Below are 20,849 nucleotides of genomic sequence, written 5' to 3'. Positions count from 1 at the left end.
CGTGACCGACATCGATACCGGCACCGGCACATCCACCAACACCGAGCTCGGGCTGAACGAACTCACCACCCAGCTCGACAAGGCCCACGTCTTCCACTCCTGGTCCGCGCAGGGCGCCCTGAAGTCGCTCGTCATCGCCGGCGGCCTGGGCTGCCGGGTCTGGGACCACGACGGCCGCAGCTATCTGGACTTCTCCAGCCAGCTGGTCAACGTCAACATCGGCCACCAGCATCCGGCCGTGATCAAGGCCATCATCGACCAAGCTCAGCTGCTCACCACCATCGCCCCGTCCACGGCCAACCTGGCCCGCGGCGAGGCCGCCAAACGCATCGTCGACCGGGCCCCCGCCGGTTTCACCAAGGTCTTCTTCACCAACGGCGGTGCGGATGCCAACGAGAACGCCATCCGGATGGCCCGCCTGCACACCGGGCGCGACACCGTGCTCTCCACCTACCGCTCGTACCACGGCAACACCGGCGCGGCCATCGTCGCAACCGGCGACTGGCGCCGGATCCCCAACGAGTTCGCCCGCGGCCACGTGCACTTCTTCGGCCCCTATCTCTACCGATCCGAGTTCTGGGCCACGACGCCCGAGCAGGAGACCGAGCGGGCGCTGCGCCACCTCGAGCGGGTCATCCAGAGCGAGGGCCCCGCATCGATCGCGGCCGTGCTGCTCGAGTCGATCCCCGGCACGGCCGGGGTGCTGATGCCCCCGCCTGGCTACCTCGCCGGGGTGCGGGAGCTCTGCGACCGCTTTGGCATCATGCTGATCCTCGACGAGGTGATGGCGGGTTTCGGCCGCACCGGCCGCTGGTTCGCGTTCGAGGGCGCCGGCATAGTGCCCGACCTGATCACCTTCGCCAAGGGCGTCAACTCCGGGTACGTGCCGGTGGGCGGTGTCATCATCTCCGACGCCATCGCCGCCGACTTTGACACGACAGTATTCCCCGGCGGACTCACCTACAGCGGGCATCCGCTGGCGATGGCCTCGATCGTGGCGGCGCTGGACGCCATGGCGGACGAGGGCATCGTGGAGAACGCCGCCAGGATCGGCACCGAGGCCATCGGCCCGGGGTTGGCGGCGCTCCAGAGCAAGCACCCCATCATCGGGGAGGTGCGCGGCGAGGGAGTCTTCTGGGCGATCGAGCTCGTCGCCGACCGGGAGACGCGGGAACCCGTGCCGCCGGCCGTGATGGCCCGCATAAAGACCGAACTGCTGGCCCGCAACCTGCTCCCGTTCATCATGGACAACCGCATCCACGTGGTGCCGCCCTGCGTCGTCACCGACTCCGAGGTGGCCGAGGCCCTCGCCATCTACGACGAGGTTCTCTCCCTCGACCTCGGTCTCGCTGGTTGAGCTTGTCGAAACCCGCACAACGATCTCGACACCGCACCGATCGCTGGTCGAGCTTGTCGACGCCGTGCTGAGCTTGTCGAAGTAGACCCCGCGACCACGCCTGCGTTCAGAGGACGGCCCACGAGGTCTCGACAAGCTCGACCGACGGGATGGTCGCGACCCGCGCACGTCCTCTCACCCCCAACAGAATCGACTGACATGACCGACCTTCCCGTCCTCACCCACTGGATCGACGGCGCCCCCGGCGCCGGCGCATCCATCCGCACCGCCCCCGTCTACAACCCGGCCACCGGCCGAGTGCAGCGCCTGGTGTCCCTGGCTTCCGCCGCCGACGTCGACACCGTTGTCGCCTCGGCCCAGGCCGCTTACCCCGCCTGGCGTGACGCGTCCATCGCCAAACGCCAGGGCGTCATGTTCGCCTTCCGCGAGTTGCTCAACGCCCGCAAGGGCGAGCTCGCCGACATCCTCACCAACGAACACGGCAAGGTCACCTCCGATGCCCTGGGCGAGATCGCCCGCGGCCTCGAGGTGGTCGAGTTCGCGCTCGGCCTGCCGCACCTGGCCAAAGGCGAGTTCTCCGAGAACGTCTCCACCGGCGTCGACGTCTACACCCTCCGGCAGCCGCTCGGCGTGGTGGGCATCATCAGCCCGTTCAACTTCCCGGCGATGGTGCCGCTCTGGTTCTTCCCCCTCGCCATCGCCGCCGGTAACACCGTTGTGCTCAAGCCCAGCGAGAAGGACCCGTCCGCCGCGAACTGGCTCGCCGCCCTGTTCACCGAGGCCGGCCTGCCCGACGGCGTGCTCAACGTCGTGCACGGTGACAAGGAGGCCGTCGACGCCCTGCTGGTCAACCCCGACGTCCAGGCCATCTCCTTCGTCGGGTCCACCCCGATCGCCAAGTACATCTACGAGACCGCCGCGCACCACGGCAAGCGCGTGCAGGCCCTCGGCGGCGCTAAGAACCACATGCTGGTGCTGCCGGATGCCGACCTCGACCTGGCTGCGGACGCCGCGGTCAACGCCGGCTTCGGTTCGGCGGGGGAGCGCTGCATGGCCATCAGCGTGATCGTGGCCGTGGAGCCCGTCGCCGACGAGCTGATCGCCAAGATCGCCGAGCGCGTGAAGGGACTGACGGTGGGCGACGGCATGCGCGGCTGTGACATGGGCCCGCTGATCACCGAGGCGCACCGTGACAAGGTCGCCGGCTACATCGACATCGCCCACGCGGATGGCGCGGAGGTCGTGATCGATGGTCGCGGCATCGAGGTCGACGGTGAGGCATCCGGTTTCTGGCTCGGCCCCACCCTGTTCGACAAGGTCAGCCTGGACTCCGCCGTCTACACAGACGAGATCTTCGGCCCGGTGCTGAGCGTCGTGCGGGTGGCCAGCTACACCGACGGCGTGGCCGTGATCAACGCCAGCAAGTACGGCAACGGCACCGCCATCTTCACCAACGACGGCGGCGCCGCGCGCCGGTTCCAGCACGAGGTGCAGGTGGGCATGGTCGGAATCAACGTGCCCATCCCGGTGCCCGTGGCGTACCACTCCTTCGGCGGCTGGAAGGACTCCCTCTTCGGCGACGCGAAGGCCTACGGCCCGGCGGGAATATCTTTCTACACCCGGGAGAAGGCCGTCACCGCGCGCTGGCTCGACCCCAGCCACGGTGGCATCAACCTGGGCTTCCCGCAGAACACCTAAGTCCGCTCGCAGCGTGCGTTCGGCCCGGTGGCCGGCCGGGTGGCGGCCACCGGGAAACCGACTAGTTCCGGACGCTACGACGGCCGCTGACACGGATGTAGACCAGCAGCACGACGATCGCGCCGATGATGGATCCGATGATGCCGGCCGGCTGGAAGAAGCCGTCCATCGGGTCGTGTTGGAAGATCAGGAAACCGAGGAATCCGCCGACGAAGGACCCGATGATCCCCAGCACGATGGTCATCGGGATGCTGATGTTCTGCCGGCCGGGCACGACGAGGCGGGCGACGGCGCCGGCGATGATGCCGACGACGATGAGGCTGATGATGAGACCAAGCATTGTGGTCTCCTTCCTGTTAGATGAGGCTGAGTGTTCGGTACGGCCGGTGGTTACCGGCCGGAGAACAGCAAAACACCCGCACAGAGGCGGCGGTACACCCCTAGGGGTGTAGTCGGTCGGTCTGCTCTGGCAGTATCGTCCTACTATGTCCCCGTCACAGCCCGTTACCGTTGCTCTGGTCGATGACTACGACATCGTGCTCAAGGGCCTGGCGCACATGTTCGATCACTACCGGGATCGTGTGGTCGTTGCGGAGATCGACGCGAATGCGGCCCTCTCCGACCGCACCGACATCGTGATGTACGACTCTTTCGCCCAGCCCGAATCCGATCTGTCGGAGCTCTCGGCTCTCGTCCGCAACCCACGCGCCGGTCGCGTGGTCATGTACACCTGGAACTTCCAGCCCGACCTGATCAGCGCGGCGCTCGACCAGGGCGTCAGTGGATACCTGTCTAAGACGTTGCCGGCCCGTGACCTCGTGGCTGCCCTGGAGTCGGTGCACGCCGGCGAGATCGTGGTGAGTGATCCGCCGAAGCGGGCGGGCAGTGCGCCGGGACTGGACTGGCCCGGCCGTCGCGAAGGAATCACGGATCGCGAGTCCGAGATCCTGGCCCTGATCACGCAGGGCAAGAGCAACGCCGAGGTGGCGGCGCTCACCTACCTCAGTCCCAACACCGTCAAGTCCTATATCCGCAGCGTATACGGCAAGATCGGGGCCGAGAGCCGAACCCAGGCCGTGCTCTGGGGTGTCGGCCACGGATTCACCCCCGATCACCACCGGATCGACAGCTGGCTCGGCGGACCCTGAATCAACCACACCGGCTACGCCGGTGCCGGATTCAGCGCGCGCGAAACGGGATCGAGGACGCGCGCTGCCCGGTTTCCTTTTACAGTGGGGCCAGAGTCACAATCAGGATCAGTGAGGACCGGATCATGAGTACAGCATTCAGCAAAGAGGAAAAGGCCGCGATGCGGGCGGCCGTGGCGGAAGCGAAGGCCGCGAAGCTCGGTGCCGACCTGGAGGCCGCGTGCCTGGCCGCGATCGACGAGATGACCGGCACCGACCAGGACCTTGCCCAGATCCTGCACCGGCTGGTGAAAGAAAACACCAATCTGGGCGCCAAGACCTGGTACGGCATGCCGGCCTATGCCAACGCCGACGGCAAGGTGATGGTGTTCTTTCAGAGCGCCGCCAAGTTCAAGGTGCGCTACGCCACCATCGGCTTCCAGCCGGACGCCGAACTCGACGACGGTAACCTCTGGCCGACGTCGTTTGCCGTCGTCAAGTTCACTGCCGCCGATCAGGAGCAGATGGTCGAGCTACTGAGGAAGGCCGTTGGTCCGGCTTAGGTCCGTAAGTCCCACCCACTCAACATGTCGGGTTCAACGGTCACGGCGGCCCGCGCACGGGTGAGCGCTCCGAGGGTGAACGTCGCCGCTCCTGGTGCTTCTGCGTTCGCGGCGGCGCAGGCCGCCGCCGCATACATGGCGTCACGAAGCGGCCGGTCGGCGGCGAGGGCTTCGACGAGCCCCGCTAGGAAGCTGTCACCGCTGCCGACCGAGTAGATGTCGGGTGGGGCTGCCGATCGGGCACGCCACAGCGAACCGTCCTGATCCCGGGCGAGAGATCCGTGCACACCGTCGGTGATGACGACGATCTCAGCCCCGAGCTGGTGCACGCTCGTGACAAGCCCGGCTAGTGGCACGTCCGCTGCCCGGCTGGCCTCCAAACCGAGGAGTTCGGCCGCTTCGCTGCGATTGATTTTCACCAGGTGTGGCCGGGCCAGAGCGACAAGCACGGCAAGAGCTTCACCGTGCACGTCTACGGCCACACGAACGCCGCGATCCGCGGCACCACGCAATGCTCCGGCCAGGTCGGGGAGCGGAATTCCCCGCGGCACACTGCCGGAAAGCACCAGCCAGCCGTCGTCAACGGCCTTGATGGCGGCGTCCAACTCCATCCACGTCCCGGCCCCGAGGTCGTCGTCGTGTTCGTAGAACTCGGTGAGCGACGCCGCGGTGGTGTCGGCGACGGTCACGCAGAAGCGGGTCTGCGTATCGGTGTTGACGGCAGTCAGCCGGATAGGGCTTGCCGCCAGCTGCTCGATGATCATCGACCCGATACTGCCGCCGAGCGGTGCGATGGCGTGCACCGGCTGGCCGAGGCTGGCGAGGGCGCGGGCAACGTTGAGCGACTTGCCGCCCGCCAGTTTGATGACCATCCCCGGGCGGTGGATGCCGCCGGGCGCCAGCGCAGGCACCGTGTACGTGACGTCCAAGGCCGGGCTGAGGCCGAGACAATGGATCATGCCGACGCCTCCAGCAGTTCGGCGAGTGTGGCCTGCGCATCGGTGCCGCCGGCGGCCCTGGTGGAGAGCGAGCCCGCGACGGCGGCCCAGCGCAAACGTTCCGGTTCCGACGGGACGCCGCTGAGGAAGGCGGTGATGTAACCGGCGTCGAAGCTGTCGCCGGCGCCGATGGTGTCAACGACGTCGAGCACCAGCCCAGCCGCCCGGTGCACCTCCTGGTCGGAGTCGACGGAGAATCCGCCTTCGGCTCCGGCCTTCACAACAACGCGCGGTTTCAGCGCGGCGAGTGCCGACGCGGCGGCGAGGTCGTCGGCGAGTGTTTCGCCGGTGACCGCCCGCGCGATTGCGATCACTTCCTCCCGGTTGGGTAGGAAGACGTCGACGCTGGGCAGCACCTCGGCCAGGCCGTCCCAGAGTTCGGCCGGATCCCAGTTTGTGTCGAGGCTCGTCGTGATTCCCCGCCCGCGCAGCCAGCCGAGCAATGTCGGCAGTTCTGCCGCCAGGGCGGGTTGCAGGAAGTACGACGCTATGTGAACGTGCCGAGGCTCGAGGAGTTTCACGGCGGCGCGCACGTCTGCCGCGCGCAGTACCGGAATCGTTCCCGGGAGCGTGAGGATGGCCCGATCGATGGACTTCGCAAGAATGATGGACAGCCCGGTCGGCAAGTCGGCACGGACGACGAATGGCGCGGTGTCGACGCCGCGTTCGTCGAGTCGGGCCCGGACCAGACGGCCGAAGTCGTCGTCTCCGATGGCAGCGATCATGGCGGTGGCCACCCCGAGCCTGGCAAGTCCGGCCGCGACGATGGCCGCGCTGCCGCCGAGCACCAGGTCGGCGCTGTCGAGGAGTTGCTCGGCCTGGCCGAAGCGGGGCACGACATCGCCGCTGATGATGAGGTCAGGGTTGGCGTCGCCGACGACCAACACCGTGCACGAGCCGTCGCCGCTCATCCTTTGATCCCGGAGAAGGTCATGGTCGCCATGAACTGACGCTGCGCGAACAGGAAGAACAGAATGAGCGGCAGCGTAGCGACCACGTTGCCGGCCATGAGCAGGTCCCACTGGGTGCGCCGGGTGGACTGGAAGTTCGCGATGCCGAGCTGGAGCGTGAACGCCTGGTCGTTGTTGATCGCGATGAGCGGCCAGACCAGGTCGTTCCACGACCCGAGGAGTGTGAAGATGGCCAGGGTCGCGATGGCCGGTCGTGCGAGAGGCAGCACAATGCGGAAAAACACCTGCAACCGGGTGCAGCCGTCGATCATCCCGGCTTCCTCGAGTTCCGCGGGCAGAGAGAGGAAGAACTGACGCATGAGGAAGATGCCGAACGCTGTCGCCAGCCACGGCACGATCGCGGCGCCCAACCCGTCAAGCAGGCCGAGGGTGGCGAACAGAATGTAAGTCGGGATCATCAGCAGCTGGGTCGGGATCATGATCGTGGCGAGAATCAGGAAGAATCCGACGCTGCGACCGGCGAACTTCAGTCGCGCGAAGCCATAGCCGGCCAGGGAGCACAGCACGATGTTCGACAGGATCGCGGTGCCCGACACGATCACCGTGTTTCCGAGCCACCGCACGACATCCGTCTGTGTGAAGAGCTTGATGTAGCCGTCGAAGGTGAGATGCGATGGCACAAACGGCGGCGGGAAGGTGACAAGCTCCTTCTCAGGTGAGACCGAAGCGAGCATCATCTGCACGAACGGCAGCAGGAACAGGATGGCGATCGGGATGAGCACGAAGTGCCACCAGCTGAACCGGCGTTTACGGCGCCGCGGGGCATCGACGGGGCGCGTCGCAACGTGTTCGAAGGAGGTCAGGACCTCGCTGAGGACGGTGGTCGACATCAGAATGCCTCCAGGTTGCGTTTGCGGGAGTAGACAACGACGATGATGGTGATCAGCAGGGTGGCGGCGAACAGCACATACGCTGCCGCCGATCCGTAGCCGAACTGCAGGGTTTTGAATGCTTTCTCGTAGAGGAAGTACACGATGGTCTTCGTGGCGTCGAGCGGGCCGCCGCGGGTGGTCGTGTAGACGAGGTCGAAGAGCTGGATGGCACCGATCGTCTGCCAGATTGCGACGAAGATCGTGACCGGTGACAGCTGTGGCCACACGACCCGCCAGAAGGTCTGCCAGTGGTTCGCCCCGTCGATGCGAGCGGCTTCGAGCAGCTCGCCGGGAATGTCCTGCAGGGCCGCGAGGTAGATGACTGTTGTGAACGCAGCCTGACCCCACAGCGACATGATGGCGATCACCACCATCGCCTGCGACTGATCCTCCAGCCACCCTTGCTGCGGCAGACCGAACACCCGCAACACGTTGTTCACGATTCCGTACTGCGGGCTGAACAGATAGGTGGTGAGTACACCGGTCGAGGCGGCCGAGACCACGAAGGGCACAAAAATCGCCGTGCGGTAGATGCCGATGAAGCGGATGCTTCGGTTCAGCGCCACCGCGAGAAACAGGCCGAGAAGAACGGATGCCGGCACGAAGAGGACGGTGAAGCCGAGGGTGTTGACGACGGCCTTGCCGAATTCTTCATCGGTGACCAGTTCGGCGTAGTTCGCACCGCCCACGAACTGGGCTTCGCTGAAGCCGTCCCAGTTCTGCAGAGAGAGGACGAACGCCCACAGGGCCGGGAAGATCGACAGGCCGAGGATGATGAGCGTGGCCGGGCCGACGAATCCCCAGCCGGTCAGACTCGTGCGCCAGCCGGGGCGGCGCCCGCTTTCGCGGCCTCCCGGCTTCACCCCGGGTGCGGCGGTGGTGACAGACTCCAAGACGGGTGCCCGTCGCGCCTTCAGCATGACCAGGTCCTAGTCGCTGAGGGCTTGGTCGGCTATCGTGGCAGCCTTCTCGAGGGCGGACTTCGGATCGCCCTGCCCCTGCAGCACGTCGGAGATCGCTGATCCGATCGCCTCGGAGAGGCCGACGTATCCGGGGATCGTCGGGCGTGGCTGCTGGGCATTGGCCATGTTCTCGGCCATCACGTCAAGTCCGGGGTAGGTGGCGACCTGTTTCTTGAACGCGTCGGATTCCACCTCGGAGCTGCGCAGCGGCAGGTTGCCCACCTCAACGTTCCAGCGTTCGTCCTGGGCGGCATCCGTGAGCCATTTGGTGAACTGGAAGGCCCAGTACTCACGGTTCTTGTCCTTGTGGTCGAACAGCGCCCAGATGTCGGCGCCGGACACCGTCTGGTGGTCACCGTCCGTTCCCGGCAGCTGCACGACGCCGTAGTTCGTGCCTGCGGTCTTGAAGTCGGCAAGTTGCCATGGCCCAGACGTGATCATCCCGATGCGGTCGCTGGCGAACAGCTGCGCGAACTTGGTGTCAGTCTGGTCGAGGTAGATGCTCTTGTCTTCGATGGCCATGTCGCGCAGGTCTGTGAGCGCGTCGACACCCGCCGTCGAGGCGATTTCGGACTTCGTGGAGTCGTCGCTCAGAATCGTCCCGCCGTTCTGCCAGAAGTGCGGCCAGAACTGCCAGGTGGTCTCCTCCGAGCCCGACACCGAGTAGGCGTAGCCGTAGGTCTCGGTCGGCGCATCCGTCAGCCGCTTGGCGGCACTCCGGAAATCCTCCCAGCTCCAGTCGGAGGTGGGGTAGTCCACCCCGGCGCTATCGAACACGGTCTTGTTGTAAATCAGCGAAAGATTGTCGACGATCGCCGGGAAGCCGATGGTCTTGGTCCCGGTGGGTTGGGAGGTGGCGCGTGCGGATGCGGAGAACTCGTCCCAGTTCACGTCGGCTTCGGCGACCTGCTCGGTGATATCGAGGGTGCGCCCCGAGGATTCCAGCTGACCCGCCCACGACCCGAACGCATAGGAGATGTCGGGGTACTTGTTGCCGGCGAATCCCGCGGAGAGTTTCTGCAACAGGTCCTCGGTGGAGGACGCGCCGGCTGAGACCTCGATGGTCACGTTGGGGTTGTCCGCCTCGAATTCCTCCACGAGCTGCTCGAGGACCTTCTGGGCTTGGTCGGTTTGACCCGTCCACATCTCCAGCTTCACCTGCGCGTCGGGGTTGAGTTCCGTGGCGCCCTGGGCGGCGCCACAGCCCGTGAGCGACACGATGAGGGCTGCCCCGAGCACGAGGCCGGAAACCCGCATCAGTGCGGTGCGGGGAAAGGTGCGCTTCATCATTGAATCCTCTTTCAGTTCGGGTGACAGTAGCGAATCGCTTCTCGGGATCTAGCCGAGAACGATGGAGCGGGTGAGGTGTCGCGGGGTGTCCGGGTTCAGGCCGCGCAATTCTGCGACGGCTACAGCGAGGCGCTGGGCCTGCGCGAGTTCGATGAGCGGGTCGTGCGAGCTGGTCACGACGTGCGCACCGACGGCCTCGATTTGTTCGACGAGGTTGTCATCGCTGCGCCCGATCATCCAGACGAGTGACCCTGGTCCAGCGACGGCGAGCGGTCCGTGACGGTAGTCGAGCAGCGGGTAGGACTCCGACCAGGCCTGTGCGGCCTCGCGAATCTTGAGTGCGGCCTCCTGGGCGAGGCCATGGGTCCAACCGCTGCCGAGGTAGACGAAGTGGCTGAGGAGGGAGACGTCGATCGGGAGAGGCCGTGCCAGCAACGCCTCTGCCGCGGCCGGCAGCGCGGAGACATCCTCGCCGAACGCCGCACGGGCGAGCAGCAGGAAAGTGGTGGGGAATCGGGTCTGCACGACCGACTCCTCGTCAGCGAAATCCAGCAGGAGCACGTCGTCGACAACTGCAACGACCGGAGAATCGGCGACTCCGGTCACAACGATAGTGCGCACGCCGGCCGGCACGGCGCTGAGCGCCTCGAGAACCTCGGTCGTGGTGCCGGAGCGCGTGAGTGCGATGACGGAATCGTACCCGCGCCAGACCCGCGGTTCCGACGCGTAGGCCGCGTCGGTGATGCCGAGGCCTGCGCTCTCCCGGAGCGCCGCGAACGACTCCGCGACGAACGCGCTGGTCCCGCATCCGATCACGAGTACGCGCTCTCCTGGCCGCGCGAGGAGGTCGGTGGCGCGCTCGACGTGGGTGAGTGCCTCTCGCCAGATGCGCGGCTGGCTGTCGATTTCGCGGGCGGTGAGTGTCACGGGTGTCCTCCAGTTGCCGCCGACCGGATGGGCCGGAAAGCGTTCTGATGATCATCTCTCAAAATGAGCGACCAACAACTAGAATGTCCATATCGCTCACTCTGAGTGACTATTTGCGGTGAGAGGATGTGCTACCTGTGCCTGATTGGGATGGAATCTCTGCCTTGAGGCTGGCCGACTGGACCCCGCGCAGTCAACTGCGGGCAGCCGAGACGGTCGTGAACCGACCTGCATACGCGGCGATCGACATCCACAATCATTTGGGGCGTTGGCTCAGCGACGGGGAGTGGATGGTCCCCGATGTTGACGACCTCGTCGCGGTGCTGGACGCACACGGCGTCGAGACGATTGTCAATCTCGACGGCATGTGGGGCGATGAAGTGACCGCCAATGTCGAGCGCTATGACCGGGCGCACCCGGGGAGGTTCCTCACCTTCTGTCAGCTGGATTGGGCGGTGCTGGCCGAAGCCGACGGTGTCGGGCAACTGCTGGAGTCACTCGACGACAGTGTGTCGCGTGGCGCCCGCGGACTGAAGGTCTGGAAGAACCTGGGCCTGACGGTGAGGGATGCGGACGGTTCGCTCATCCGGCCCGACGATGCCAGGGTTGTCACCGTGCTGCAACATGCCGGCACCCTCGGGCTGCCGGTCTTGATCCACACCGCGGATCCGATCGCCTTCTTCGAACCGGTCGATGCGTTCAACGAACGTCTCGACGAACTCGCGACCGCTCGCGACTGGTGGTTCGGTGACCGGGACAGGCACCCGAGCTTCGACGAGCTACTCGACGCGCATGCTGCCCTCGTGCTGGCCTGTGCGGAAACGACCTTCATCGGTGCGCATGTGGGCGGAGCGGCGGAGGACCTGGACCGGGTCGAGCGCCTGCTCGCCGCTGCCGACAACTACACGGTCGATATCGCCGGGCGCATCGCGGAACTCGGCCGCCAGCCGCGGCGTTTCGCCCGCCTGGTCGAGGGATTCCCCGATCGGGTCCTGTTCGGTACCGACACGTATCCAGTGTCCGGAGAGCAGTATGCCCTGCACTACCGCTTCATCGAGACCGATGACGAGGGCTTCCGTTACGACCCCGGCAGCAGCATCCCCGGACAAGGCCGATGGGCCGTCTCCGCGCTCGATCTTCCGCCGCAGCGCCTCGAGGCGTTGTACCGAGGCAATGCCAGGCGAGTGCTCGGTCTCGACTGACCTCAGGCTCCCAGTCGGGCGAAAGAGATCACCCGGCACAACTGGGCCACGAGCGCGACCGTCGCGTCGCGGGCCGCCCGGCTAAATTTGCGCGGGTCGATCACGTCTGGCGCTGCGGCGAGGGAAGCTCGCAGTGCGGCGGTGCTCGCGATGTTGAGGGCGGTGCCGACATTGACCTTGCGGATACCGGCCTCGACGGCCTGCCTGATCATGTCGTCGGCGATGCCCGACGAGCCGTGCAACACGAGCGGCACGGAGACACTAGCGGCCAGGCGTCCCACTAAGGGAAGGTCGATGACCGCCGAACGCTCGAGCATGGCGTGCGAGCTTCCGACGGCGACGGCCAGGCCGTCGACGCCGGTCTGCTCGACGAAGGAGCGCGCCTCGTCGGGGTGTGTGCGCACTCCGGGAGCATGAGCGCCGTCTTTGCCGCCGATCGCGCCCAGTTCAGCCTCGACCCACAGCCCTGCAGCCTGAGCATCCTCGGCGATGCGCCGGGTGGCCCGCACATTGTCGCTGTAGTCCAGTCGCGACGCGTCGAACATCAGCGAGCCGATGCCGAACTCGCCAGCTCGTGCGAGAATTTTCCGCACCAGGTCCGCATCCTCGAGGTGGTCGAGGTGGATGCCGATCGGGACGGATGCTGCGTCGGCGAGCTCGCGGCAGGCAGCGAGAATGGGCCACGGCGAACCGTGGAAGCGGATGGCGTTCTCGCTCAGCTGCAGGAGAGCGCCGGTGCCGGCCGTACTGGCCCCGGCCACGATCGACTCGGCGTGATCGAGGGTGATCACGTTGAAAGCAGCGACGGCCCCGCCGTCGGCCGAAGCCTGCGCCACGAGCCGACGCGTCGACGTGAGGCTCACACGCTGACCGTGCCCGGAATCTCCAGCCGTCCACCGAGTGCGCGGGGAAGCAGTCCGGCGTGCAGTTCGGTGAGTTCGTCGCAGAGCGCCCAGATCTGCTCCGGAGTGAGGGTGGAGCTCGCGTTCGGATCCATCAGCACCGCCTGGCGCACCAGAAGGGGGTCTCCAGTGCGTGCGGCCTCGATCGTGAGGGCGGCGACAGCCAGGTAGGTGCGGTTCAGAGCGGCGCCAGCCTCGGGGATCGAGCCGAACGGCAGCGGGTGCACCCCGTCGCAGTCCACGCGACTGGGCACCTCGACAACGGCGCCCTGCTGCAGATTGTCGATGAGCCCGTCGTTGACCACGTTGGCGTGGATGACGCGCTCGGTGCCCGTGAGCAGAGAGTGAATGATCTGCGGGGCGTACTCGGCGGCGCCCTCCTCCAGCTCGAGGTCCTGATCGGCCGCCAGCAGCTTCTTCGCGTGCTCGAACTCCGCCACGTTCTCTTCTGAGATACCGACGTATTGAAGCGGTTCGATTCGGAAACGCTCGATCTGCTCGTCGGAGTGCAGGAACCAGTCCAGGTACTCCGAGGAGTGTTCGCTGGTCTCGGTCGGGTAGTAGCCGATGCGCTTGAAGATCTCGACACGGACACGGCGCTGTAGTTCAGGATCGGCTGCAATCAGCTCGCGTAACACCGGATAGAGGTCAACGCCGTCCCGGCTCCACTCGAGCAGCCACGCCTGATGATTCACCCCGGCGGCACGGTAGTGCGTGCCGTCCAGCGGCACCCCGATCAGCTCACAGAGGTCGTTCACCGTCCAGTGCACGCTGTGGCAGAGCCCGACGACCTTGAGTTCAGGCGCCACCACCGACATCCACCACACGTTCATCGCCATCGGGTTCGTGTAATTCAGGAACCAGGCGTCGGGGCAGAGTTCGAGCATGTCGTGCGCGATGCCTGACAGGACCGGGAAGGTTCGGAGGGCACGGAACACCCCGCCGACACCGGTTGTGTCGCCGATCGTCTGCCGCAGGCCGTATCGGGCAGGAACCTCCAGGTCGATGCGGGTCGCGGCGATGCCCCCCACCTGGATCATGTTGACGACCACATCTGCGCCCTCGAGTGCTTCCCGGCGGTTCAGGGTGGCGACGACAGTGATGTCCCGGCCGAATCTGCGGTTCACCTGCAGTGCGGTGCCGTGCGCAACCGCCAGCCGGTCGGCATCGATGTCATGCAAGACAAGCGTGAACGCGGGGAGATCGTCGAAGCGGGCCAGGTCGGCGACAAGCTGGCGAGTGAAAACGACGCTCCCGGCGCCAAGGAAAACAATCTGTGTCATGCACTGATCTTGGGACGTATTGCACAGACTACGCAACTGAATGAGCATTTTATGTATAAAATGATCACTGCAGATGATTGGCCAGCGCCAGAATGGGGAAAACGTGAGTGCCTCGGACGAAAGTTCCTTCGCCGCCATCCAGGGCGGGTCAGCCAAGCGCGCCCAGCGGATGGTGGGAATTCTCGATCTTGTCGCCGCCCGCGGTCACCTGACCTTGGACGCCATGGCAGCAGAATTGAGTATCTCTGCCGCAACAGCTCGTCGCGACCTCGCCGTACTCGCCGACCAGAAACTCCTGATCCGAACACACGGAGGCGCCACGTCGATAAGTCACGGCACCGAACTCCCCGTCGTGCTGCGCGACACCAAGTTCCAGGATGCGAAACGACTCATCGCTCGCCGCACGGCAGCCCTCATCCCCCTCGAACGCCACGCAGTCGCCCTGAGCGGAGGGACCACGACTGCCGGGGTCGCGCGAGCATTGGCCGGGCATCGAGAACTCACCATCGTGACCAATTCCCTGTCGATCGCGGGCCTTGTCACCCTGTACCCGCAACTGAAGGTGATAATGACCGGCGGTGTCCTCCGACCTCAGTCGCTCGAACTGGTCGGGGTGCTTGCGGAGAACACGTTCAGCGCGGTCAACGTCGGCACGGCGATCCTCGGTGCCGACGGTGTGAGCGCTGCGGCGGGAGTGACGACCCACGATGAGACCGAAGCGCGAACCAACCATGCCATGGTCGCGAAGGCGCAGCGCACCATCGTCGTCGCCGACGGCTCGAAGATCGGCCGTGTTGCTCTGGCCCAGATGTCGGAGCTCGATCAGATCGATTTTCTGATCACAGATAGTTCCGCCGACGCCGTCGAACTCGACCGCATTCGGCAAGCCGGCGTCAGGGTGATCCTGGCTGACACCGAATGAGCGCCAGTGCGCCCACGACGTCCAGGCGTGGACCATCTCGATGATTCCCCTGGAAGGGAATACCGGCGGGCAGACACCGCCATAATCGAGGTATGACGAGCAATGATGCATACGAGGCCGCCCGCAACTCGATTCTCAGCGGACGAACGTCCCTGGGAATCGAGCTGGGGTCGACCCGCATCAAGGCATGCCTGATCGGTGAGGACCTGTCCGAGGTCCTCGCCGTCGGCAGCCACGAGTGGGAGAACAAGTTCGTCGACCGGGTCTGGACCTACTCGTTGGACGACGTGTGGTCCGGCATCCAGGCCGCGCACGCCGCCCTCATCGCCGACATCGACGCGAAGTACGGCATCCGGCCGGAGGGCTACGGCGCGATCGGCGTCTCGGCGATGATGCACGGCTACCTCGCGTTCGACGCCGCGGGCGACCAGCTGGTGCCGTTCCGCACCTGGCGCAACACCACCACCGGGCCCGCGGCGGCCCAGCTGACCGAGCTGTTCGGTGTCAACATCCCGCTGCGCTGGTCGATTGCCCACCTGCACCAGGCCGTCATCGACCACGAGCCGCACGTGCCGCGGCTCGACTTCATCACCACCCTGGCCGGCTACGTGCACTGGCAGCTCACCGGCCGCAAGGTCCTCGGCGTCGGTGACGCGTCGGGCATGTTCCCCATCGACGCCGCCACCGCCGACTACGACGCCGAGCTCCTCGCCCGCTACGACGGCCTGGCCGCCGGGTCCGCTCCCAACCTCAGCCTGGTGGCGGTGCTGCCGAAGGTTCTCGTTGCCGGCAAGCCGGCCGGTGACCTCACGGCTGCGGGTGCGGCGCTCCTGGACCCGACCGGTGCGCTGCGACCCGGCTCCGTGCTGTGCCCGCCAGAGGGCGACGCAGGCACCGGCATGGTCGCCACCTGCTCAGTCGCCCCGCGCACCGGCAACGTCAGCGCCGGCACCAGCATTTTCGCAATGGTCGTGCTCGAACGCCCACTCACCCAGGTGCACCATGAACTCGACCTGGTCACCACCCCGGCCGGCGATCTTGTCGCGATGGTGCACTGCAACAACGGGGCAAGCGAGCTCGCCGCGTGGGCCGGGATGTTCGGCCGCTTCGCCGCGGCCAGCGGCAACCCCGTCTCGAGCGACGCGGTCTTCGACGCCCTGTTCCGTGAGGCGCTCGAGGGCGACGCGGATGCCGGCGGACTGCTGGCCTACAACCACCTGGCCGGCGAACCCATCGCCGGTCTCACCGAGGGTCGGCCGCTGTTCGTGCGCACCCCCGACAGCCGGCTCACGCTGGCCAACTTCATGCGCGCCCAGCTCTACGGCGTGTTCGGCACGCTCAGCCTGGGCATGCGGGTGCTCGCCGAAGAGGGCGTCCAACTCGACGCGATGTTCGCGCACGGCGGGCTCTTCCGCACCGCCGGTGTCGCCCAGCGCTTCCTCGCCGGTTCCCTGGATGCCCCGGTCTCGGTCGCCGAGACGGCGTCGGAGGGCGGTGCCTGGGGCATCGCGGTCCTGGCGGCCTACACCTCCGCCGTCGCATCCGGAGTGGACCTCGATCTTGACGGCTACCTGCGCGAGCGGGTGTTCGTAGGCCAGGACTTCGAGACCGTCGCCCCCGACTCGGTCGACGTCGCCGGTTTCTCCAGCTACCTCGACCGCTACGCCGCGGGCCTCGCCGTCGAACGGGCCGCCGTCGAGACGCTCTGATTCAAGCGCCGCCACCACCTTCGAACCGCGATGGAAGGACCCACATGGAACTGATCTTCGTGCACGGCGCCCTGGTGCGCGACGGGCAGTGGTGGTGGCAGCGGAGTGCTGACCTTCTGCGGGAACGCACCGGCATCCGCAGCCGGGCCCTGGCGCTGCCGTCCTGCGGCGAGACGACGTCGGAGCAGATGGCCGGCGGCCTGATCATCGATGCCGCAGCGCTTCGTCGCGAGCTCGATGACGTGGACTCGGCGGTCGTGGTCGGCCATTCATATGGCGGAACCGTCATCGCCGAGGCCGGCGCGCATCCCTCAGTCGCGCACCTGCTCTATGTGTCGTCCTATCTGCCCGAGATCGGGCAGTCGCAGGGCGCGATCATGAGCGATGAGAGCGACCCGGTCTCGATCGCGGTCAACGATGACGGCACGCTCGGCGTCTCGGGTTACGACGTGACCACCTTCGGCAGCCGATTCCTGCAGGATGCCGACGCTGACACCCAGCGCAAGGCCTGGGAGCGGGTGACCGTGCAGGCCGTCGGAGCGTTCATGACGCCCACCACCGCTGCCGGCTGGCAGGGCGTCGACTCGACCTACATCGTCTGCGGGCAGGACCGCAGCACGTCGGTGGAGTTGCAGCGTTCCCATGCCGAGCGAGCCACGCGCGTTGTCGAGATGCCGACCGGGCACCACCCGTTCATCACCCGTCCCGACCTGATCGTCGAGCAGCTGGAGGCCCGGCTGCGGCACCCGAATTCCTGATCCGAGCGCTGGCTGGCCGGGACCCTGAACGACGCGATGCGCTAGTCCGGGCGAGGTGCGCCGTCACCACCAGAACGGCTCCTGGGTTGTCTCGGGAGCTTCCAGGCGCTGGATGTCGTCGGCCGAGAGCTCCTCGTATTCTGTTGACGGGCCGGCCGGGCGAATTGCGGAGCCGGGGCGAGCGGATCGCGATATCCCTCAGTGGAGGCCAACCGGGAGTTCGTCACGAAATCGGTGGAATATTTCGTTTCTGTGCGGCGCGTTCCCCACGAAGTCACCGGAATCCGCTCCGGTGGCCGTGCCCGGCACTATCGTGTCTCCCGTGAGCAGTCGCCGTAATCTCGGGTCGCAGTCGTCCCTGCGTGAGGCCAACCGCGCCCGGATTCTGGACGCGATCACCCACTACGGCGCTCTCACCCAGGTGGAACTGGCCGCGGTCACCGGGCTGTCGCCGGCCACGGTCTCGAACATCGTCAAGGAACAGGCTGCCGTGGGGGTGCTGAAGACCACACCCACCTCGCGGAGCGGCCGCCGAGCCGTGCGCGTCACGCTCGCCCGCGAGATGGGCCTGGTGGTGGGCCTGCACGTGTCCAACCGGCAGCTGAGGCTGGCCCTGGCCGACGCCGGGCACCAGGTGTTGGCCGAACGGATGCTGCCGCTGGCCCGCGACCACCGGGCCGACAGCGAGCTCGACAGGGTGATGCTGCTCATCCAGGACATGGCCGAATCGGTCGGCGCCGGTCAAGACGAGGTGCTCGCGGTCGGGGTGGGACTGGCCGCGCCGGTCGACCCCCGCACCGGCGTCATCGCCACCGCCGGCTTGCTGCGCGGCTGGGACGGTGTGCCCGTCGCCGAGGAGCTCGAATCCCGGCTGCATCGGCCGGTATTCGTCGACAATGAGGCCAATCTCGGCGCGCTCGCCGAATACCGCATGGGCGCGGCCCAGGGCATCCGGCAGGCGGCCTACCTGCGCGTGTCGCACGGCGTCGGCGCCGGCCTCATCGTCGACGGCCGGGTCTACCGCGGCGGCAGCGGCAAGGCCGGCGAAATCGGCCACCTCACCCTGGACGAGCAGGGCCTGGTCTGCCGGTGCGGCAACCGCCGTGGCTGCCGTTCGCCGGGAATCCCCGGGCGCTCGCGTGGTCGTGGCGAGCTATCTCCTTGCGCCAGGCACCTTCGCCGGGCTAGCCCGCGAGGCCGGCGCCGATGTGGTCACCGCGGAATTGCTGGTTGACGGCGAGGAGCCGCCCGCCGCGCTTGTCGACATTGTCGTCGACCGTTATCTGGCGGCCGTCTCGGCACTGCCGGGCACCGCCCGCTAACGCTTCCCCGCCGCGGCCGGCCGCCATCGGGGAGCATCCGACCTCAGTTGCCAGTTGCGGCCCTCTGGGCGCTGCCAAGGGGCGACAACGGGCAACTCAGCTGACCTCGCCGAGCTGACTTGCCAGTTGCCGCCCCTCCAGGGCGTCCAAGGTGCGGCAGCTGGCATGTCGCCGGCGTGCCGTCTGGGGAGACATTGCCCGAGGTGCCGCGCAGTTCCCCATGCCACCCGCTGAAGGGCGCTTCGGCGCAGTCGGCGCAGGAACCGACGCCAGCGCTAGGAGGCCGCTGAACAACTTTGGGTGCGGGTGTCGCTTATTTAAGGCGCGCCTGCGGCGGGTCGGCTCTTGGTCGTTAAGACTGGGGTGATGCAGGGTTGTGATGATGGTCAGCGTGAGATTTACGATGTCGATGCCGTAGCGGGGCACTTGCTTCCGCCTGGATCGGTGTTCGCTTTCCTTGCAGCGCACCGTCGGGAGCTGTTTCCCGACGATGCGTTTGCGGACTTGTTTTCCTCGCAGAACGGCCGCCCGTCAATACCGGCGGACGTGATCGCGTCGGTGATGGTGTTGCAAACACTGCACAACCTTTCCGACAGGGAAGCGGCCGAGGCGTTGACGTATGACCTGCGGTGGAAAGCCGCCTGCGGGTTCGCGCTGACTGAAACCTCTTTCCACCCGACCGTGCTGGTCTATTGGCGCAAACGCTTGGCTGCCAGTGACCGGCCGCACCGCATTTTTGAGGCCGTGACCGCGGTCATTGCCCAGTCCGGAGCATTGTCGGGGCGCAAACGCCGGGCGTTGGACTCAACAATTTTGGAGGATGCGGTTGCCCGGCAGGACACCGTCACGCAGCTGGTCGGACAGATCCGCCGTGTTGGCCGGGAGATCCCCGGCGCGGACGTGAGCGTCGCCGGCTTGACCGGCCATGATTACTCCCAGCCGGGCAAGCCCGACATTGCGTGGGACGACCGCGACGCCCGCGACGAGCTCGTCTCCCGCCTGGTCACCGATGCTCTCGCTCTGCTGGGCAGCATCAACGTCCATATCCTCAACAAGAAGCAGCAGGAAACCGTCGCGCTGCTTGCCTTGGTCGCCGGCCAAGACGTGGAACCCGCCGACGGGTCCGACGGGACCGACGGGCGGTGGCGGATCGCCCGCCGGGTCGCTCCCGACCGGGTGATTTCCACCGTCGATCCTGATGCCCGCCATGCGCACAAGAGCCGCCAGAAAAAGATCGACGGCTATAAAGCCCACGTCAACGCGGAGCCCGACACCGGGTTGGTGACGGCGGCAATGCTCACGAAAGCCTCTGGTTCGCAAAACAGCGACGCGGCTCGCGGCGGCGAGCTGCTCGCGGCCGACGTCAGCATCGGTGAGCAAAACATTGACGTGCTGGGTGATTCGGCCTATGGCAGCGGCGGGCTCCTGACCGAGATTCATGCCGCTGGGCACCGGCCGATCATCAAGCCGATGCCGCTGGGCCGAGCCGTTCCGGGCGGATTCACCATCGATGACTTCACCGTGGATGAAACCCTGCAGACCGTGACCTGCCCGGCCGGGAACGTCCGGTCGCTCAGCCCGAAACGACGGGCCAGTTTTGGTAGTTCGTGCCAGGCCTGCCCGCTGATGGCGCAGTGCACCACCGCGAAGTCCGGCAAGAAGATGCAGATTCATCCGCTGGATCAGGTTCGCCGGGAGCACCGCGTCACCGCTCAGGACCCGGACTTTCAAGCCGTTTATCGCCAGCACCGTCCAATGATTGAACGGACGCTGGCGTGGATGACGCGCGGGGCCCGGCGGGTCCGCTACCGCGGCGTTGCCAAGAACAATGCGGGGTGGGTGATCCGTGCTGCCGCGATCAATCTCAAACGGCTCCTCAACCTCGGTTTGACCAGCCAGAACGGGGTTTGGGCCCTTGGATAACACCCCGACGCACGAGGACCACCTCGGCGCACGGTCCCAGGCGGCAGAGCCGCCCACTACGGC

The 20,849-nt window shown here is 66.5% G+C and carries 19 protein-coding genes; 10 read left to right on the top strand and 9 right to left on the bottom strand.

The window, feature by feature from the left end:
- Positions 1–10: 10 nt before the first annotated feature.
- Both BJQ95_RS17420 and BJQ95_RS17415 read left to right on the top strand, forming a co-directional pair.
- The gene (locus tag BJQ95_RS17420) at positions 11–1,357 is read left to right on the top strand and encodes an aspartate aminotransferase family protein (RefSeq protein ID WP_205750168.1); all 1,347 of its coding nucleotides are present in this window, start codon (positions 11–13) and stop codon (positions 1,355–1,357) included.
- 198 nt (positions 1,358–1,555) lie between these two features.
- Positions 1,556–3,055 (top strand): CoA-acylating methylmalonate-semialdehyde dehydrogenase, encoded by a 1,500-nt coding sequence (locus BJQ95_RS17415; RefSeq protein WP_130178367.1) that lies wholly within the window; start codon positions 1,556–1,558, stop codon positions 3,053–3,055.
- 61 nt (positions 3,056–3,116) lie between these two features.
- Here the strand turns inward: BJQ95_RS17415 and BJQ95_RS17410 are convergent, their stop codons facing one another.
- Complete coding sequence (locus BJQ95_RS17410) at positions 3,117–3,395, bottom strand: GlsB/YeaQ/YmgE family stress response membrane protein (RefSeq protein ID WP_130178366.1); 279 nt, start codon at positions 3,393–3,395, stop codon at positions 3,117–3,119.
- Between the two features lie 145 nt (positions 3,396–3,540).
- On the opposite strand from BJQ95_RS17410, the gene BJQ95_RS17405 reads away from it, so the two are divergent.
- Both BJQ95_RS17405 and BJQ95_RS17400 read left to right on the top strand, forming a co-directional pair.
- Positions 3,541–4,203 (top strand): response regulator transcription factor, encoded by a 663-nt coding sequence (locus tag BJQ95_RS17405; protein ID WP_130178365.1) that lies wholly within the window; start codon positions 3,541–3,543, stop codon positions 4,201–4,203.
- 125 nt (positions 4,204–4,328) lie between these two features.
- Complete coding sequence (locus BJQ95_RS17400; protein ID WP_130178364.1) at positions 4,329–4,745, top strand: hypothetical protein; 417 nt, start codon at positions 4,329–4,331, stop codon at positions 4,743–4,745.
- Here the strand turns inward: BJQ95_RS17400 and BJQ95_RS17395 are convergent.
- The 6 genes from BJQ95_RS17395 to BJQ95_RS17370 are packed head-to-tail and all read right to left on the bottom strand — an operon-like array spanning position 4,742 to position 10,765.
- Complete coding sequence (locus tag BJQ95_RS17395) at positions 4,742–5,704, bottom strand: 1-phosphofructokinase family hexose kinase (protein ID WP_130178363.1); 963 nt, start codon at positions 5,702–5,704, stop codon at positions 4,742–4,744. The genes BJQ95_RS17400 and BJQ95_RS17395 overlap by 4 nt on opposite strands.
- Positions 5,701–6,654 carry a carbohydrate kinase family protein gene (locus BJQ95_RS17390; RefSeq protein WP_130178362.1) on the bottom strand — a complete coding sequence of 318 codons (954 nt, stop codon included), beginning with the start codon at positions 6,652–6,654 and terminating at the stop codon, positions 5,701–5,703. Before BJQ95_RS17390 ends, BJQ95_RS17395 begins: the two co-directional genes overlap by 4 nt.
- The gene (locus tag BJQ95_RS17385; RefSeq protein ID WP_130178361.1) at positions 6,651–7,544 is read right to left on the bottom strand and encodes a carbohydrate ABC transporter permease; all 894 of its coding nucleotides are present in this window, start codon (positions 7,542–7,544) and stop codon (positions 6,651–6,653) included. The genes BJQ95_RS17390 and BJQ95_RS17385 overlap by 4 nt, the downstream gene beginning before the upstream one ends.
- Entirely contained in the window at positions 7,544–8,506 is a 963-nt protein-coding gene (locus BJQ95_RS17380) for a carbohydrate ABC transporter permease (RefSeq protein ID WP_130178360.1), read from the bottom strand. The genes BJQ95_RS17385 and BJQ95_RS17380 overlap by 1 nt, the downstream gene beginning before the upstream one ends.
- Positions 8,507–8,515: 9 nt before the next feature.
- Complete coding sequence (locus BJQ95_RS17375; protein WP_240694828.1) at positions 8,516–9,838, bottom strand: ABC transporter substrate-binding protein; 1,323 nt, start codon at positions 9,836–9,838, stop codon at positions 8,516–8,518.
- A gap of 48 nt (positions 9,839–9,886) precedes the next feature.
- On the bottom strand, positions 9,887–10,765 hold the full coding sequence (locus BJQ95_RS17370) for an SIS domain-containing protein (protein ID WP_130178359.1): 879 nt from the start codon (positions 10,763–10,765) through the stop codon (positions 9,887–9,889).
- 137 nt (positions 10,766–10,902) lie between these two features.
- Between BJQ95_RS17370 and BJQ95_RS17365 the strand changes: the two genes are divergently transcribed.
- A complete protein-coding gene (locus tag BJQ95_RS17365) occupies positions 10,903–11,967 on the top strand; it encodes an amidohydrolase family protein (RefSeq protein ID WP_130178358.1) in 1,065 nt (354 codons plus the stop codon).
- Between the two features lie 2 nt (positions 11,968–11,969).
- Here the strand turns inward: BJQ95_RS17365 and BJQ95_RS17360 are convergent, their stop codons facing one another.
- Both BJQ95_RS17360 and melA read right to left on the bottom strand, forming a co-directional pair.
- Positions 11,970–12,830 carry a class II fructose-bisphosphate aldolase gene (locus BJQ95_RS17360; RefSeq protein ID WP_130178357.1) on the bottom strand — a complete coding sequence of 287 codons (861 nt, stop codon included), beginning with the start codon at positions 12,828–12,830 and terminating at the stop codon, positions 11,970–11,972.
- A complete protein-coding gene (gene melA / locus BJQ95_RS17355; protein WP_130178356.1) occupies positions 12,827–14,152 on the bottom strand; it encodes an alpha-galactosidase in 1,326 nt (441 codons plus the stop codon). Before melA ends, BJQ95_RS17360 begins: the two co-directional genes overlap by 4 nt.
- Positions 14,153–14,255: 103 nt before the next feature.
- Between melA and BJQ95_RS17350 the strand changes: the two genes are divergently transcribed.
- From BJQ95_RS17350 to BJQ95_RS17330, 5 genes are all read left to right on the top strand, one after another.
- Positions 14,256–15,074, top strand: coding sequence for a DeoR/GlpR family DNA-binding transcription regulator (locus BJQ95_RS17350; RefSeq protein ID WP_240694827.1), 819 nt, complete (start codon positions 14,256–14,258; stop codon positions 15,072–15,074).
- 92 nt (positions 15,075–15,166) lie between these two features.
- The gene (locus BJQ95_RS17345) at positions 15,167–16,783 is read left to right on the top strand and encodes a xylulokinase (RefSeq protein ID WP_130178354.1); all 1,617 of its coding nucleotides are present in this window, start codon (positions 15,167–15,169) and stop codon (positions 16,781–16,783) included.
- Positions 16,784–16,827: 44 nt separating this feature from the next.
- Positions 16,828–17,541, top strand: coding sequence for an alpha/beta hydrolase (locus tag BJQ95_RS17340; RefSeq protein ID WP_130178353.1), 714 nt, complete (start codon positions 16,828–16,830; stop codon positions 17,539–17,541).
- 322 nt (positions 17,542–17,863) lie between these two features.
- Positions 17,864–18,775 (top strand): ROK family transcriptional regulator, encoded by a 912-nt coding sequence (locus BJQ95_RS17335; RefSeq protein ID WP_240694826.1) that lies wholly within the window; start codon positions 17,864–17,866, stop codon positions 18,773–18,775.
- A 454-nt stretch (positions 18,776–19,229) separates the two neighbouring features.
- A complete protein-coding gene (locus BJQ95_RS17330) occupies positions 19,230–20,786 on the top strand; it encodes an IS1182 family transposase (protein WP_256041382.1) in 1,557 nt (518 codons plus the stop codon).
- Positions 20,787–20,849 lie beyond the last annotated feature (63 nt).

Source organism: Cryobacterium sp. SO1 (genome assembly GCF_004210215.2).
In the GTDB taxonomy this organism is placed as follows: Bacteria; Actinomycetota; Actinomycetes; order Actinomycetales; family Microbacteriaceae; genus Cryobacterium.
The sequence above is the reverse complement of the archived record's forward strand: the minus strand, read 5'-3'. Positions and strand labels throughout refer to the sequence as shown.

Bases quoted from the DNA above. Each gene is read 5' to 3' on its own strand.
- BJQ95_RS17395 (WP_130178363.1), bottom strand. From the start codon at position 5,704: ATGATCCATTGTCTCGGCCTCAGCCCGGCCTTGGACGTCACGTACACG.
- BJQ95_RS17385 (WP_130178361.1), bottom strand. From the start codon at position 7,544: ATGTCGACCACCGTCCTCAGCGAGGTCCTGACCTCCTTCGAACACGTT.
- BJQ95_RS17415 (WP_130178367.1), top strand. From the start codon at position 1,556: ATGACCGACCTTCCCGTCCTCACCCACTGGATCGACGGCGCCCCCGGC.
- BJQ95_RS17340 (WP_130178353.1), top strand. From the start codon at position 16,828: ATGGAACTGATCTTCGTGCACGGCGCCCTGGTGCGCGACGGGCAGTGG.
- BJQ95_RS17400 (WP_130178364.1), top strand. From the start codon at position 4,329: ATGAGTACAGCATTCAGCAAAGAGGAAAAGGCCGCGATGCGGGCGGCC.
- BJQ95_RS17380 (WP_130178360.1), bottom strand. From the start codon at position 8,506: ATGCTGAAGGCGCGACGGGCACCCGTCTTGGAGTCTGTCACCACCGCC.
- BJQ95_RS17345 (WP_130178354.1), top strand. From the start codon at position 15,167: ATGACGAGCAATGATGCATACGAGGCCGCCCGCAACTCGATTCTCAGC.
- melA (WP_130178356.1), bottom strand. From the start codon at position 14,152: ATGACACAGATTGTTTTCCTTGGCGCCGGGAGCGTCGTTTTCACTCGC.
- BJQ95_RS17405 (WP_130178365.1), top strand. From the start codon at position 3,541: ATGTCCCCGTCACAGCCCGTTACCGTTGCTCTGGTCGATGACTACGAC.
- BJQ95_RS17330 (WP_256041382.1), top strand. From the start codon at position 19,230: ATGCAGGGTTGTGATGATGGTCAGCGTGAGATTTACGATGTCGATGCC.
- BJQ95_RS17410 (WP_130178366.1), bottom strand. From the start codon at position 3,395: ATGCTTGGTCTCATCATCAGCCTCATCGTCGTCGGCATCATCGCCGGC.
- BJQ95_RS17390 (WP_130178362.1), bottom strand. From the start codon at position 6,654: ATGAGCGGCGACGGCTCGTGCACGGTGTTGGTCGTCGGCGACGCCAAC.
- BJQ95_RS17375 (WP_240694828.1), bottom strand. From the start codon at position 9,838: ATGATGAAGCGCACCTTTCCCCGCACCGCACTGATGCGGGTTTCCGGC.